Annotated in this window: 8 protein-coding genes; 3 read left to right on the top strand and 5 right to left on the bottom strand. The window is 66.4% G+C overall.

What is annotated here, in order from left to right:
- Position 1 precedes the first annotated feature (1 nt).
- The 5 genes from KW832_RS17075 to KW832_RS17055 form a co-directional block, all read right to left on the bottom strand.
- Positions 2-2374 carry a DUF1631 domain-containing protein gene (locus KW832_RS17075; RefSeq protein ID WP_218300825.1) on the bottom strand — a complete coding sequence of 791 codons (2373 nt, stop codon included), beginning with the start codon at positions 2372-2374 and terminating at the stop codon, positions 2-4.
- 17 nt (positions 2375-2391) lie between these two features.
- Positions 2392-3342 (bottom strand): protein translocase subunit SecF, encoded by a 951-nt coding sequence (gene secF / locus KW832_RS17070; RefSeq protein ID WP_121421621.1) that lies wholly within the window; start codon positions 3340-3342, stop codon positions 2392-2394.
- A 12-nt stretch (positions 3343-3354) separates the two neighbouring features.
- Positions 3355-5238, bottom strand: coding sequence for a protein translocase subunit SecD (gene secD, locus KW832_RS17065; RefSeq protein WP_218300826.1), 1884 nt, complete (start codon positions 5236-5238; stop codon positions 3355-3357).
- Positions 5239-5399: 161 nt separating this feature from the next.
- Positions 5400-5735, bottom strand: coding sequence for a preprotein translocase subunit YajC (gene yajC / locus KW832_RS17060; protein ID WP_055400362.1), 336 nt, complete (start codon positions 5733-5735; stop codon positions 5400-5402).
- Positions 5736-6036: 301 nt separating this feature from the next.
- Complete coding sequence (locus KW832_RS17055) at positions 6037-9612, bottom strand: indolepyruvate ferredoxin oxidoreductase family protein (protein WP_218300827.1); 3576 nt, start codon at positions 9610-9612, stop codon at positions 6037-6039.
- A 191-nt stretch (positions 9613-9803) separates the two neighbouring features.
- On the opposite strand from KW832_RS17055, the gene KW832_RS17050 reads away from it, so the two are divergent.
- The 3 genes from KW832_RS17050 (at position 9804) to KW832_RS17040 (ending at position 15127) form a co-directional block, all read left to right on the top strand.
- Positions 9804-10289, top strand: a complete 486-nt coding sequence (locus tag KW832_RS17050) for an Lrp/AsnC family transcriptional regulator (RefSeq protein WP_094289647.1) — start codon at positions 9804-9806, stop codon at positions 10287-10289.
- A 387-nt stretch (positions 10290-10676) separates the two neighbouring features.
- On the top strand, positions 10677-13658 hold the full coding sequence (locus tag KW832_RS17045; protein ID WP_218300828.1) for a DUF2339 domain-containing protein: 2982 nt from the start codon (positions 10677-10679) through the stop codon (positions 13656-13658).
- On the top strand, positions 13655-15127 hold the full coding sequence (locus KW832_RS17040; RefSeq protein WP_218300829.1) for a DUF3999 domain-containing protein: 1473 nt from the start codon (positions 13655-13657) through the stop codon (positions 15125-15127). Before KW832_RS17045 ends, KW832_RS17040 begins: the two co-directional genes overlap by 4 nt.
- The last annotated feature ends 30 nt before the right edge of the window (positions 15128-15157 follow it).

Here is a 15157-nt window from a genome sequence, read left to right as displayed (position 1 = left end):
GTCAGTCCAGCAGCCGCTCGGGGTTTGCGTCCAGCTTGGCCAGTGCATCGCGCGTGGCGCGCAAGGTCAGGCCTTCTTCGTCCTGGGCTACGAGCAAGCCCGCTTGCAAGTACGCAGCCAGCCTGCGCAGCTGAATCAGGTAACTGCTGCCATCCACGGCTGCGAACAGGTGCAGCTGCTTGCGCTGGCTTTGCCACGCGTACTGCACCTGGGCCGATGCGCCGTTGTGGTCCAGTGTGTACCAGGTGCCAGGCTGCAGTTCCTGGGCCCAGGCCACCATGGCGTCTTCCACCGGGGCGCCGTTGTCGGCGACCACGTGAATGGACGAAGCGTCGATACCCAGCATCATTTCGATGTTGTCGGCATTGAGCGGCATGTCGCCCAGCGTGGCGTCGCTAATAAAGTCCTCCAGATTGGCCAGGCGCTTGGCCATGGCGTCAATGTGGGCCTGCGGGATGGAGGCCGTCTTGGACAGGAAGGCATCGGCCAGGGTGTCGGTGAGGATCTTGATCTGGGCGTCCTGCGGCGCGCCGTTCACGCCCATGAGGGCCAGCCCCTGGCGCAGTCGCTGCAGCAGGCCAGGAAGATTCTGGATGACCTGCGCGCGGTCGCTGCGGTTGGGCTTGGCACTGGCGGCCCAGACGAGGTCGGCGGCTGTGCGCTTGAGCGAGATGGTGTCTGCGTGCTGGGGGCCGTCGCGCACGGCCGAGAGGGCCAGGACTTCGGCCCAGGTCTTGAACAGAAACTCGCGGATCTCGTCGCGCACCGGCATGTCGCGCAGCATGGTACGCAGCTCGATGGTGTACTGGATCGCCAGCGTCTCCCTTTGCTCCACCTGTTGAGCCACCGTCACCAGGCGCGAGGTAGCCTGCTTTTCGGTGAGGAACTTGGACAGGAATTTCTCGAACTCGTCGTAGACCAGTTGGAACACCCGGCGGCCGGTTTCAGGGTACTGCTCAATCACCTGTACCACGCGGCGGATTTCCGCCTCCAGTGCGCTGCCATTGATGCTGGTCGCATCAAAGCCCATTACGCAGGCGCCCATACGGTCGATCAGCTGGCGCGCTGGGTGGTTGAGGTTGCTGAAAAACTCTGGCTCGGCCAGTGCCACGCGCAGCACAGGCACCTGAAGTCGCGCAAACCACACGCGCACGGCTGGCGGGATGCGGTCCTCGGCCAGGATGCTCTGGAACATCAGGGCCACCACTTCGATGATGGCTTTTTCACCGGCCGTCGAGGCCTTTTTCTTGAGTTCGGTCGAGCGTTCGCGCACGGCACCTGCCAACTGGACCACGGCCGCAGGGCTGTAGTCTTCCATCAGGGTGGCGACACCGCTGTAGTACGTATCGGCGTGCACACGGTGGGCGGTCAGTGCATGGGCCAGCGCCGCAGACGCTGGTGGGGCATTGACCATGTCGAAGCCGGTGGCGGGCTGTGTGAGCAGCCTGCGCAGTTGCCCCATCACACCGTGGGCGCGCTGGCGGGCGCGTGCCAGCGGAGTCATGCCGGTGGCAAACGCAGTGGGCATTCCGTGCTGCGGGTAGCCCGGTGGGGGCATGCGGGACGGATGCTGGGGCATAGGCCGACCGCCTTGGGGGGGCACCATGCCCCCGCGCGCTGCCGCCATGGCATCCCGGGTCTGGGCCAGGGCCTGGGAGGCCAGGCCTCCGGCCCCGGAGTCATTGCTCCCACCGCTGCCGGTGATCGCCCCCCCTGCCGTGCGCCGCACGCGGGACTTCAGGTCCGCCTGTGGCGTCACACCCTGTTCCACATAGAACACGTTGACGGCCTGGTACTGTTTCTGGAGCAGGTTGGCCAACTCCCGCTGCAGCGGATCCACCACGGTCTGCAGGTCGGTGCGGGGCAGTCCGGCCTCCACCCACTGCTCGACCAGCAGCAGGCACACGGCTTCCGGACGGAGGATGTCGCTGCTGTCGAGTTCCTGGCCTTCCAGCGACTGGGTGCGCTGCCGCAGTGTGTCGAACTGCTGGCTCACCTGTTCGCTGACCGTCAGGGCCATGCGCGAAGCCAGGATCTTGTTTTCCACCACGTCGTCACTCAACAGTTCGAACTGGGGGTTTGCGCCATTGGCTGCCAGGGCACCCCGGGTGGTGCTGCTGTGGGGGGCCAACGCATCGCGCCAAGCCTTGCCGGCGCGATCTGTCCAGGCTGCGTGGTGCTGTTGGTACCGCATCCAGGCATCGCGGTGCGACTGCATTTCGCGCGCCGTGCCCGTCTGGGTCATCAGCGTTGTCAGGAGGTCCAGGACCGTCTTGTCCAGGTCCGGGAGCCCTGCACAGATGCCCTCTACGAACCGCTGGCGCGCCTGGCGGGCCAGGCGGCGCTGCGGAACGGAAGAGGGCGTGGGCTGCATGGGCAGATATTAGCGGGTCAGACGGTGGCTCCGGCATGGGGATCATTCGGATCCCCATCTTTTCTGACGGGCTTGACAAGGTCCTCGCGTTTTACGCCGAGCCACATGGCGATGGCGGCTGCCACGAACACGGACGAGTAGATGCCGAACAGGATGCCGATCGTCAGCGCCAGCGCAAAGTAGTGCAGGCTGGGGCCGCCAAAGAAGAACATCGACAGCACCATGGCCTCGGTCGATGCGTGGGTGATGATGGTGCGGCTCATCGTGCTCGTGATGGCGTGGTCGATCACCTCGTGCGTGCTCATCTTGCGGTACTTGCGGAAGGCCTCGCGGATCCGGTCGAAGATCACCACCGACTCGTTGACCGAGTATCCCAGCACGGCCAGCACAGCAGCCAGCACCGACAGAGAGAACTCCCACTGAAAGAACGCGAAGAAGCCCAGGATGATCACCACGTCATGCAGGTTGGCAATGATGGCGGCGACCCCGAACTTCCACTCGAAGCGGAAGGCCAGGTAGATCACGATGCCCACGACCACCATGGCCAGCGCCATAAGGCCGCCGTGCACCAGTTCCTCACCCACCTGCGGGCCGACGAACTCGGTGCGGCGCAGCGTGACCTCGGGGTCAGCGGCCTTGAGCGCGCCCAGCACCTGCTCGCTTTGCTGCGCGGATGTGACGCCCTTTTGCACGGGCAGCCGGATCATCACGTCGCGGGCGGTGCCGAAGTTTTGCACCTGCACGTCCGGATAGCCCAGGCCGGAAACCGTCTCGCGGACCTTGGCCAGTTCGGCGGGCTGGCTGTAGGCCACTTCCATGACCGTACCGCCGGTGAACTCCACCGACAGGTGCAGGCCGCGGGTCAGCAGGAAGAACACTGCGAGGGCAAAGGTGATGAAGGAGATCGCGTTGAAGATCAACGCGTGCTTCATGAAGGGGATATCTTTTTTGATGCGGAAGAATTCCATGGCCGTTGTCCTTTAGTTCGTCTTGGCCACGGCGGTGTCGGCATCTGGCTTCCAGACCGTACCGATCGACACGCTCTTGAGCTTCTTCTGGCGGCCGTACCACAGGTTCACCAGGCCCCGCGAGAAGAACACGGCCGAGAACATGCTGGTCAGGATGCCGATGCAATGCACCACGGCAAACCCGCGCACCGGGCCGGAGCCAAAGGCCAGCAGGGCCAGGCCTGCAATCAGGGTCGTCACGTTGGAGTCGAGAATCGTCGCCCAGGCACGCTCGTAGCCCGTATGGATGGCCGCCTGTGGCGAGACACCCGAGCGCAGCTCCTCGCGGATGCGTTCATTGATCAGCACGTTCGAGTCAATGGCCACCCCAATCGCGAGGGCCATAGCGGCAATGCCCGGCAATGTGAGTGTGGCTTGCAGCATCGACAGAACCGCCACCAGCAGCAGCACGTTCACGCCCAGCGCAATGCTGGAGAACACGCCAAACAGCATGTAGTAGGCGCACATGAAGATGGCAATCGCGATCAGACCCCAGACCACGCTGTTGATGCCGCGCTCGATGTTGTCGGCGCCCAGGCTGGGGCCGATGGTGAATTCTTCGATGATTTCCATGGGCGCCGCCAGCGAACCGGCGCGCAGCAGCAGCGCGGTGTCGTTGGCTTCGGCCGTGGTCATGCGGCCCGAAATCTGCACGCGCCCGCCGCCGATCTCGGTGCGGATCACCGGCGCGGTCACCACTTCGCCCTTACCCTTTTCAAACAGCACGATGGCCATGCGCTTGCCTACGTTCTCGCGCGTGATGTCCTTGAAGATGCGTGCACCCTTGGCGTCCAGCGTGAGGTTCACAGTGGGTTCCTGCGTCTGGCCGTCAAAGCCCGGCTGGGCATCGGTCAGGTTCTCGCCGGTCAAGATCACCTGCTTCTTGACGATGACCGGCTGGCCGCTGCGTTCCAGATAGCGTTCCGAGCCGAACGGCACGGGGCCACGGCCAGTCTCGGCGGCGCGGGCTTCGGTGCCCTCGTCCACCAGGCGAACTTCCAGCGTGGCGGTGCGGCCCAGGATGTCCTTGGCCTTGGCCGTGTCCTGCACACCGGGCAGCTGCACCACGATGCGGTCCAGGCCCTGCTGCTGGATCACGGGTTCGGCCACGCCCAGTTCGTTGATCCGGTTGTGCAGCGTGACCATGTTCTGCTTGAGCGCCTGCTCCTGCACCTTGCGCGTGGCTTCGGGCTTGATGGCAACGCGCAGCTTGAACTCAGTGCCCTCGGGCGTGCTGGCGACCTGGAGGTCGGGGAACTGGTCCGCAATCAGGTTGCGGGCTGCAGTCATCGTGGCTTCGTCGCGCACCTTGATGTCGATGTTCTGCCCTTCGCGGCTGATGCCACCGTGGCGAATGCTCTTATCGCGCAGTGCGGTGCGGATGTCGCCTGCGTACGACTCGGCTTTTTTGGTCAAGGCCGCCTGCATGTCCACCTGCAGCATGAAGTGCACGCCGCCGCGCAGGTCCAGGCCCAGGTACATGGGGTTGGCGTGCAGAGATTTGAGCCAGACGGGTGAGCGGGACACCAGGTTCAGCGCCACGATGAACGAGGGATCGCTGGCGTCGGGCACCAGGGCCTTCTGGATCGCGTCCTTGGCCTTGAGCTGCGTGTCGGGCGCATCGAAACGCGCGCGCACCGAGTTGCCTTCCAGTTCCACGAAGTCTGGCGTGACGCCAGCCGCCTTGAGCGCCTCTTCCACCCGCTGCTGCACGGCGGTATCCACCTTGACGGTGGCTTTGGCCGACGAAACCTGCACGGCAGGTGCCTCGCCGAAGAAATTGGGCAGGGTGTACAACACCCCCACCAGCAGCACGATCACCAGGATCGCGTACTTCCAGACCGGATAACGGTTCATGATCGCGCTCTTATCTCAGTATTTCAGGCGCTGTGTGCGCCGATCCCCTCATGCCAGCGGACACCGTGGAACTGGCGTTGCCAGGCCACGGGCGTCGTCCCCCTTCCCGCGCGCAGCGCGAGAGAAGGGGGAAGCGGCGCAGCCGCTCAGGGGGTTGATCCTCACTTCACCGAACCCTTGGGAAGCACCTGAACCACGGCGCTGCGCTGCAGCTGCACTTCCACGCCGCTGGCGATCTCGATGTGCAGGAAACCTTCGGACAGGCGCGTCACCTTGCCAACGATGCCGCCAGCGGTGGCCACTTCATCGCCCTTGGCAATGGCTTCGATCATGGCGCGGTGTTCCTTCTGGCGCTTCATCTGGGGGCGGATCATGACGAAGTACAGCACCACAAACATCAGTACCAGGGGCAGCATGCCCGTGAGCGTGGACATCATGTCGCCGCCGCCAGCGGCTGCTGCGGGTGCGGTTTGGGCAAAAGCGGAAGAAATAAACACGGACTGGACTCCACAACGGATGTTCAAAATTCACACAACCCGCCAGAGGCAAGCGCCATAGCGCCTGTCAGGGCAGAACAGGGCATTGTATGCGGCGCCTCGCCTGTGTCCCCAGGAGGAAGACCCAAGGCGGCAGCGGGTGTTTGCCGCGCCAGGCGGCGCAAGGGATGGGTTGACAGTTATTTGGGTAAAAATGGCTGCTAGCGCTTGATGGTCATGCATTTATAGCTCATCAATTAATAGCAAAAAGCCCGCGCCAGGCGCGGGCTCTCCGCCCCAAACGGCCGCTGCGGGCCGTGGGTCAGGCCGCCTGGCGCCGGGGCTCGGTCACCTTGCCGCTGCGCCACTGGGCCATCAGGCCGTCCCATTTGGGGCGTGCCGCTTTCAGGTGGCGCTCCTTCACGTGGCCATAGCCCCGGATCTCTTCGGGGATGCGGGCGATCTCCACGGCCAGGGCCAGGTTGTCCGCATTCAGCGTGGCCAGCAGTTCGTCGATGCAGGCGCGGTATTCCACGATCAGCGCACGCTCCATGCGGCGCTCCTCGGTCTTGCCGAACACGTCCAGCGCCGTGCCGCGCAGGCCCTTCATCTTGGCCAGCAGGCCAAAAGCGCTGCGCATCCAGGGGCCGAAGGGCTGCTTGACGAGTTCGCCCTTGTCGTTCTTCCTGGCCGTCATGGGTGGTGCCAGGTGGTGCACCAGCTTGTAGTCGCCTTCGAACATATTCGCGATCTTGTCCGTGAAGGCCTTGTCGGTGTGCAGGCGCGCCACTTCGTACTCGTCCTTGTACGCCATGAGCTTGAACAGGTAGCGGGCCACGGCTTCGCTCAGGCGGGTGCCGACGTCCAGCCGCGATTCGGTCGCCTTCACCTTCTCGACAAACGCGTGGTACTCGGCCGCGTAGGCCGCGTTCTGGTAGCCAGTGAGGAATTCGACACGTTTGGCGATCATCTCGGTCAGCGAGGGCTTCTTCACAAACTGGATCACCTGCGCCGCCTGGAACAGCGCCTGCACCGACGCCAGATCGTGCGCGCAGCGGCGGCCCCATTCGAACGCGGCCTTGTTGTTGTCCACCTGCACGCCGTTGAGTTCCATGGCGCGCATCAGCGATGCCAGCGTGAGCGGCACGCGGCCCTTTTGCCAGGCGTAGCCCAGCATCAGCGGGTTGGTGTAGATGCTGTCGCCCAGCAGCTGCGTGGCCACCTGCTCGGCGTCAAAGCTGCCCACACCGCCTGCGCCGACCGCTGCGGCAATCGCGCTGTCGCAATTGGCGCCGGGGAACTGCCAGTCCGGGTTGGTCACAAAAGCCGCCGTGGGCGTGCTGTGGGTGTTCAGCGCCACAAAGGTACGGCCGGGCTGCATCACTGCCAGCGTGTACTTGTGGGCCGCCACGATGGAATCGCAGCCAATCACCAGGTCCGCCTTGGCCGTATCGACCTTGGTGGTGTAGATGGCTTCGGGGCGGTTGGCGATCTGGATGTGACTCCAGGTGGCGCCGCCCTTTTGCGCTAGGCCGCCAGCGTCCTGCGTGATGACGCCCTTGCCATCCAGGTGCGCCGCCATGCCCAATAGCGAGCCGATGGTGATCACGCCCGTGCCGCCCACGCCGCCGACCACGATGCCCCAAGCGGCCTCGGCCACCGGCAGCACCGGCTCAGGAATGGACGGCAGCGCCGACAAGTCGCCCTTCTTCTCCTTCTTGGGCTTCTTGAGCTTGCCGCCTTCCACCGTGACGAAGCTCGGGCAGAAGCCGTTCACGCACGAGTAGTCCTTGTTGCAGGTGCTCTGGTTGATGCGGCGCTTGCGGCCAAATTCCGTCTCCACCGGCTCCACCGACAAGCAGTTGGACTTCGTCGAACAGTCGCCGCAGCCCTCGCACACCAGCTCGTTGATGACCACGGTCTTGTCGGGCGTGGCCAGGGTGCCGCGCTTGCGGCGGCGGCGCTTTTCGGTGGCGCAGGTCTGGTCATAGATGATGACCGTGCAGCCCTTGATCTCGCGGAACTGGCGCTGCAGCGTGTCGAGCTCGTCGCGGTGGTGCACCGTCACGCCCTCGGCCAGCGGTACGCCGTCGTACTTCTGCGGCTCGTCGGTCACGATGATGAGCTTGACCACGCCTTCGGACTTGAGGCTGTTCATGATCTGCAGCACCGAGTGGCCTTCAGGCCGCTCGCCCACCTGCTGGCCGCCGGTCATGGCCACGGCGTCGTTGTAGAGCACCTTGTAAGTGATGCTGGTGCCCGCCGCGATCGACTGGCGGATGGCCAGCAGCCCGCTGTGGAAGTAGGTGCCGTCGCCCAGGTTGGCGAACACATGCTGGTCGGTGGTGAACGGCGCCTGGCCCACCCAGGTTACGCCCTCGCCACCCATCTGCGTGAAGGTGCTGGTGTTGCGGTCCGGCATCCAGTTGGCCATGTAGTGGCAGCCAATGCCGGCCACGGCGCGCGAGCCCTCGGGCACGCGGGTGCTGGTGTTGTGCGGGCAGCCGCTGCAGAACCATGGGGCGCGTTCGCCCGTGTCCACCTTCAGCTCCGTCATCGCGCGTTCGCTGGCCTCGATGACGGCAATGCGCGAATCCATGCGCGCGATGATGTCGCTCGACACGCCCAGCTTCTTCAGGCGCTTGGCAATCGCCTTGGCGATGATGGCGGGGGTCAGGTCGGCCTTGGCACGCAGCAGCCAGTTCTGGCTGGGGTTGGGCATGCTCCATTCGCCGCCCGTCGCATCGCCTTCGGGCTCGTCGAACTTGCCCAGCACATTGGGGCGTACGTCGGCGCGCCAGTTGTACAGCTCTTCTTTCAGCTGGTATTCGATGACCTGGCGTTTTTCTTCCACCACCAGGATCTCTTGCAGGCCTTGTGCAAAGTCGCGCGTGATGGTGGCTTCGAGCGGCCACACCACGTTGACCTTGTGCACGCGGATGCCCAGCTGGCGGCAGGTGTCGTCATCGAGGCCCAGATCCACCAGCGCCTGGCGGGTGTCGTTGTAGGCCTTGCCGCTGGCGATGATGCCGAAGCGGTCGTTCTTGCCTTCGATGACGTTGTAGTTGAGCTTGTTGGCGCGGATGTACGCCAGGGCCGCGTACCACTTGTAATCCATCAGGCGCGCTTCCTGCTCCAGCGGCGCGTCGGGCCAGCGGATGTGCAGGCCGCCGGGCGGCATCACGAAGTCCTCGGGCATCACGATCTTCACGCGGTCCGGGTCGATGTTGATGCTGCTGGAGGACTCCACCACCTCCTGGATGGTCTTCATGCCCGACCACACGCCCGAGAAGCGGCTCATGGCAAAGGCGTGCAGGCCCATGTCCAGGATCTCTTGCACGCTGCTCGGGAAAAACACCGGCGTGCCGCAGGCCTTGAAGATGTGGTCGCTCTGGTGCGCGGCCGTGCTGCTCTTGCTGATGTGGTCGTCGCCCGCAATCGCGATAACGCCGCCATGCTTGGCGGTGCCGGCCATGTTGGCATGCTTGAACACGTCCGAGCAGCGGTCCACGCCCGGGCCCTTGCCGTACCAGATGCCGAAGACGCCGTCGAACTTCTTGCTCTGCGGGTACAGGTCCAGCTGCTGCGTGCCCCACACGGCCGTGGCGCCCAGTTCTTCGTTCACACCGGGCTGGAAGACGATGTTGTTGGCCGCCAGGTGCTTCTTGGCCGCCCACAGCGCCTGGTCATACGTGCCCAACGGTGAGCCCCGGTAGCCGCTGATGAAACCGGCGGTGTTCAGCCCGGCCACCGCATCGCGCTGGCGCTGCAGCATGGGTAGGCGCACCAGGGCCTGCACCCCGCTCATGAAGGCCCGGCCGTGGTCCAGGGAATACTTGTCGTCAAGCGTGACGGTTTCCAGCGCCTTGCGGACGGATTCTGGGAGTGGGGCATTCATGGCTATGTCTCCAATGGCTTTTTTGTGGGGTCCGCGCCTTGTGGGCCGGTGGGGGGCAGAGTCCATCCGCCCGTTTAGGGCCGCGACTCCAGTGTGGAGAGAAGTGTATGTCTGCGCCGCTGATATGTCTTTGCGTTCTGTGCCGTGTTTAGGCTATTCTGAGAAAGGATCTTTCTCATTGCTGCCATTTTGTGAACACTCTCGACAAATTCGATATCGCCATCCTCAACGAACTGCAGGCTGACGCCCGCCTGACGAACGCCGAGCTGGCCCAGCGCGTGGGCCTGTCGGCCGCGCCCTGCTGGCGCCGCGTGCGGGCGCTGGAAGAGCAAGGCTTCATCAAGGGCTACCGCGCCGAGATCGACCGGCACAAGATCGGCCTGGGGGTGCTGGCCTTTGTGCGGCTCGATGCCGACCGCAGCACGGGCAACCTCACGCGCAAGATGGAAGAGGCCATCCGCCAGATCCCCGAGGTCGTGTCGTGTCACTACATCAGCGGCACCGGCACCTTCGAGCTGCAGGTGGTGGCGCGCGACCTGGACAGCTTTTCGCAGTTTGCGCGCGATGTGCTGCTGAACTTGCCTAATGTGAAAGACATGCACACCAGCTTCTCGCTGGGCGAGGTGAAGGCCAGCGGGGCGCTGCCGCTCACGCACCTGGCGCGGGTCAAAGGGTGATTGCTATTAAATCAATAGCTGGTAGCGCTTGATGGACGCGCGGAAAGGCCTGTTTTGGCTTCAAATCCGTGCAGTGCAAGCCCTCGCCCCAGGGCGAGGGGCTCGATGTGGCCGGGCGCCCTGCAAGGTAACAAGGCGTTAGGGAATGGTTCCTGCGCAGGGTGTGCTGTATAAGCCTGCGGAACCACAGCGGGGCTGCCAAGCTGCCGCGCGCACCCTCTCCGCCACGCGCCTGCAAGGCCCTGCACCTCGTGTCCCTGACCGGGGTGTTGGTTCGCAAGGTGGCTGCGCGAGCGGTTGCCGGTGGGTCTACCAATACAACGGCTTCTTTCGCGCACAGCCCCAGGGCCCTGCCGACCGGAGCCCAAAAAAGAGGGCGAGGGCGGCATGATCATCTGGGGCATTTTCTGGGGCGCGGTGCTGGGCTCGTGGTTCGGCGGCTACGGCGACTTCGGGCCATTTGTGGGCGGCATTCTGGGCTTTTTCGCCGGGCTGTCGCTGCGCTGGGCGATCCGCTCGGCCATCCGCACCGAGCTGCAGGCGCACGCCACCAAGGCCACCGCCCAGCCCACGCGGGCACCGCAGGCGGCTGCGGTTGCCGAAGACCGGTCTGAGGCGGCGGCGCCCGTGCCGCAAGGGCCCGTGCCACACGCACCCCCTCCACCACCCACCCCCAGCGACGATCCTCGGGATGCGGACGACGTTTTTTGGGCCGGCGAACTCACGCCCCAAGGCCTGCCGCGTATCCCTTCGTCGGCCCCGGTGGTCGCCCGCGCGGACGCGCCCGCCGAGCCCCGCAAGACAACAACCCAGCCCGCCCCACCCAACCCCGTCGAGCTGGCCGCGCTCGCGGCCAAGAACTGGCTCCTGGGCGGCAACACCATCGTGCGTGTGGGCCTGGTGATCCTGTTCATCGGCCTGTCCTTCCTTGCGCGCTACGCGGCGTCGGCCGGGCTGCTGCCGGTCGAGTTCCGCCTGGCGGCGGTTGCAGCGGTGGGCATTGCGCTGCTGGGGGTGGGTTTCCGCAAGCGCACCGACAAACCCGGCTTTGCGCTGGCCCTGCAGGGCGGCGGCGTGGCGGTGATGTACCTCACCGTGTTTGCCGCCTTCCGGCTCTATGGGCTGCTGCCGCCGCTCTGGGCCTTCGGGCTGATGATCGCGGTCTGCGCCGCCAGTTGTGCGCTGGCGCTACTGCAGGATTCGCGGGCGCTCGCGGTGGCGGCGTTCGCCGGGGGCTTTGCGGCACCCATCCTGCTGTCCACCGGCCAGGGCAGCCACGTGGGCCTGTTCAGCTACTACACGTTGCTCAATCTGGCCATTCTTTTCATCGCCCACAAGCGCTCCTGGCGCGTGCTCAACGTGGTGGGTTTTGTCGCCACCTTTGGCGTGGCCACGGCCTGGGGGGCGCTCAAATATGTACCCGATCACTACGCCAGCACGCAGCCCTTCCTCGCTGGCTTTGTGCTGATCTACTTGTTCACAGCCATCCTCTATGCGCGCAACACGCCCACGAAATTGGGCAAGACGGTGGACAGCATGCTGGTCTTCGGCACGCCGCTGGTGGGCTTTGGGCTGCAGGCCGGGCTGGTGCAGCCGTTTGAGCTGGGCGCGGCCTTCTCGGCACTGGCCTTTGCAGCGGTCTACCTGCTGACCGCGACCGTGCTGGTGCGCCGCGCGCAAGCCAGTTGGCGCCTGCTCACCGAATGTTTCATCGCCATCGGCGTGGGCTTTGCCACGCTGGCTGTGCCGCTGGCGCTGGATGCGCAGTGGACCTCGGCGGTGTGGGCGCTCGAAGGCGTGGGCGCCTTCTGGGTCGGCATGCGCCAGGCCCGCTGGATGCCGCGTGCCTTTGGCCTGGTGCTGCAGGTCGTGGCCATGCTGGCGTTCATGGGCGGCGTGGACGGTGGTGGCCTGCAGGTCTCGCCCCTGCCGCTGGCCAACCCGGCCTTCCTGGGTGCGATGCTGATTGCGCTGCCTGCGCTGCTGCTGGCCTGGTGGCTGCGCCAGCCGCTGCCCCACAGCGGTTCGGCCTGGGCCCAGGGCTATGCCAGGGTGGAGGTGCTGCTGCCCAACCCGGCCTACCTCTACGGCTTTGTCTTCTGGTGCCTGGCCTGGTGGCTGGAGATCATGCGCAGCGTGCCCGCCACCGAGGCGAATCAGTGGCCCGTCCCGGTGTTCTCGGACCGCGTTGCCGAACTGCTGGGCATGTTGGCCGTGGTGCTGAGCGCCGCGCTGTCGATGGTGCTTGGCCTGCGCACGCGCTGGGCCGTGGCCACCTGGCCTGCGCGCGCCACCATCGGCGTGCTGGCGCTGGGGTTCGTGGCGCAGGTGGTGGACGGCCACCGCGTGCTGAACACGCCCGCCTGGGCCGTGTGGCCCATCGTGCTGGCGCTGCATGGGTGGATGCTGCGGCAGACCGATCGCTGGCAGGCGGCGGACGCTGAGGGCCCGTCCGCCCAAAGCGCGCCGCGCTTCGGCTGGTTCCACGCCGCCACCGCCTGGCTGGTGACCTTGCTGCTGGCCGACTGCCTCTGGTCCGGCATCGGCAAGGCCGAGCTGTGGCGTACCTCGTGGGCCGGTGTGGTCCTGCTGGTCAGCGCGATTGCGGTGCTGATGCTGCTCGCGCTCTGGGCGGGCCGTGGCAACCAGCCTGCGGCACGCGCGGCGCTGCCCTGGCCGCTGAACCCCCATGCCGAGGCTTACTACTGGTTGGCGGCCCTGCCCCTTGCGGTGCTGGTGTTCGGGGGCGCGCTGCTGGCGGCCGTGCATTCGTCCGGACACACGGCGCCGCTGCCCTATATCCCGCTGCTCAACCCCACCGACCTGACCCTGGCGCTTGCGCTGGGCGGCCTGGTGTTCTGGCGGCGGGTGCTGCTCGCAGCGCTGCCGCCCCCGGCCCGCTCGGGCGGGGTCACCGGGCGCCATGCACTGGTGGCCTTGGCGCTGCTCGCGTTCATCGTGATCAACACCGTGTGGCTGCGCGTGGCCCACCACTTCTTTGGCGTGCGCTGGGATGCGTCGGCGCTGTTCAACAGCTTCGTGGTGCAGACGGGCTACGCCATCCTGTGGACGCTGCTGGCGCTCAGCCTGATGGTGCTGGCACACAGCCGCGTGCAGCGGCCGCTGTGGCTGGTGGGCGCGGGCCTGCTGGGCGTGGTGGTGGTCAAGCTGCTGCTGATCGATCTGTCCAACGCGGGGGGGGCCGAGCGCATCATTGCCTTCATCGCCGTGGGTGTGCTGATGCTGGTGGTGGGCTACTTTGCGCCTTTACCTCCGAAGTCGCCACCCAAGTCGCCACCCAAGGCGGACGCCCCTGCGGAGCCTGCCGCGCCACCGCTGGCGCCATCGCAACCAGAAACACTGCCATGAAGAAGCCTGTCGCCCTGAACCTGCCCCTGGTGCTGGCCGCCGCCGCCCTGTCCCTGTGCACCGGCGTGGCCCAGGCGGCGGCCGATGCCAACAGCCCTGCGGCCTACGCCATCCGCGTTCCTGTCACGCTCGCGGCCGATGCGCCGCTGCAGCGCGTGATGCTGCCCGCCGAGGTGCTGGTGCGCCTGCAAAGCCCGGGCTATGCCGATGTGCGCCTCTTCAACGGCGCGGGCCAGCCCGTGCCGATTGCCCTGGCCGGTGTGGCGGCGGCCAGCGCGCCCGAGGAATTGGTGACCTTGCCCGCGTATCCCATCCTGGGCGCCGCCAGCACGGGCACGGCCGGGCTGGAGGGGCTGTCGCTGCGCATCGAGGAGCGACAGGGCCAGCGTGTGGTGCAGATCGACACCGCCGCCACGGCAGGCACCACCCCGCAAGCCGTGCGCGGCGCGCTGCTCGACGCGCGCAATGTGCAGCTGCCCGTGGCCCGCATGGCTCTGGACGTGGATCTGCCTGCGGGCCAACCCGTGACGTTCCGGGTGCAGACCAGCAAGGACCTCAAACATTGGCAGCCACTGGCCGAGACCGTGCTCTACCGTGCCGACGCGGCAGCGGCGCCCACGGCACCAGGCCGCCTGGGCAACGAGCAGATCGACCTGCAGCGCGCCGGCCTGAAGGGCCACTACCTGCGCGTGACCTGGGGCGACGCCGCCGTGACCCTGCGCGGCGCCACGCTGGCCACCTCGCGCAGCACGGGCCCGCGCGAGCGCGTCAGCGCCAGCATGGCCACGCCCGCCCTGGCCAACCCGCGCGAGCTGGTGTTTGCGCTGCCGTTTGCCACACCGGTCGCCGCGCTCGCCATCACGCCGCCCGGCAGCAATGTGCTGATTCCCGTGCGCGTGCTGGGCCGCAACCACCGCGAGCAGCCTTGGTCGCCATTGGCCAGTGCCGTGGTCTACAAGATGGCAACCGGCGGCAAGGAACAGGCCAGCGGGCCCGTGGAGCTGGGCGGTGCCTCGGTGCGCGAGATCAAGATCGAAGCCGACCCCAAGACCCCCGGTTTTGCTGCCGCGCCCGCTTTGGCGCTGCAGTTCGAGCCCGCGCAGCTGGTGTTCCTGGCCAGCGGGCAGGGGCCCTTCACGCTGGCGGCGGGGCTGTCCGGGGCCACGGCGGCGGCCAGCGCCTTCCTGCCCCTGGCCAGCCTGGTGCCGGGCTACCAGCCCGCGCAAGAGAACCAGCTGCCCGTGGCGCTGGCCGATGTGGCCCGTGCCGATATCACCGGCGGCCAGCCCGCAGACGGCGCGCAGGTGCCCGCTGCGGCGGCCAGCGGCGGCATCTCCACGCGCAGCGCCGTGTTGTGGGGCGTGCTGCTGGCGGGCGTGGCGGCACTTGGGCTCATGGCCTGGCTGTTGCTGCGGCAAACCAAACAGGCGGGCCACCAGGCCCCGGCTGCGCCGACTGATGCGGCGTGACGAGGCGGGAGAAGGCGCGATGTTTGGCGC

Origin of the sequence: Acidovorax sp. sif0632 (assembly GCF_019218805.1) — a bacterium.
Taxonomy (GTDB): domain Bacteria; phylum Pseudomonadota; class Gammaproteobacteria; order Burkholderiales; family Burkholderiaceae_C; genus Acidovorax; species Acidovorax facilis.
The sequence above is the reverse complement of the archived record's forward strand: the minus strand, read 5'-3'. Positions and strand labels throughout refer to the sequence as shown.

Excerpts from the sequence above, each read along its gene's own strand:
- KW832_RS17075 (WP_218300825.1), bottom strand. The coding sequence starts at position 2,374 with ATGCAGCCCACGCCCTCTTCCGTTCCGCAGCGCCGCCTGGCCCGCCAG.
- secF (WP_121421621.1), bottom strand. The coding sequence starts at position 3,342 with ATGGAATTCTTCCGCATCAAAAAAGATATCCCCTTCATGAAGCACGCG.
- secD (WP_218300826.1), bottom strand. The coding sequence starts at position 5,238 with ATGAACCGTTATCCGGTCTGGAAGTACGCGATCCTGGTGATCGTGCTG.
- KW832_RS17055 (WP_218300827.1), bottom strand. The coding sequence starts at position 9,612 with ATGAATGCCCCACTCCCAGAATCCGTCCGCAAGGCGCTGGAAACCGTC.
- KW832_RS17045 (WP_218300828.1), top strand. The coding sequence starts at position 10,677 with ATGATCATCTGGGGCATTTTCTGGGGCGCGGTGCTGGGCTCGTGGTTC.
- KW832_RS17040 (WP_218300829.1), top strand. The coding sequence starts at position 13,655 with ATGAAGAAGCCTGTCGCCCTGAACCTGCCCCTGGTGCTGGCCGCCGCC.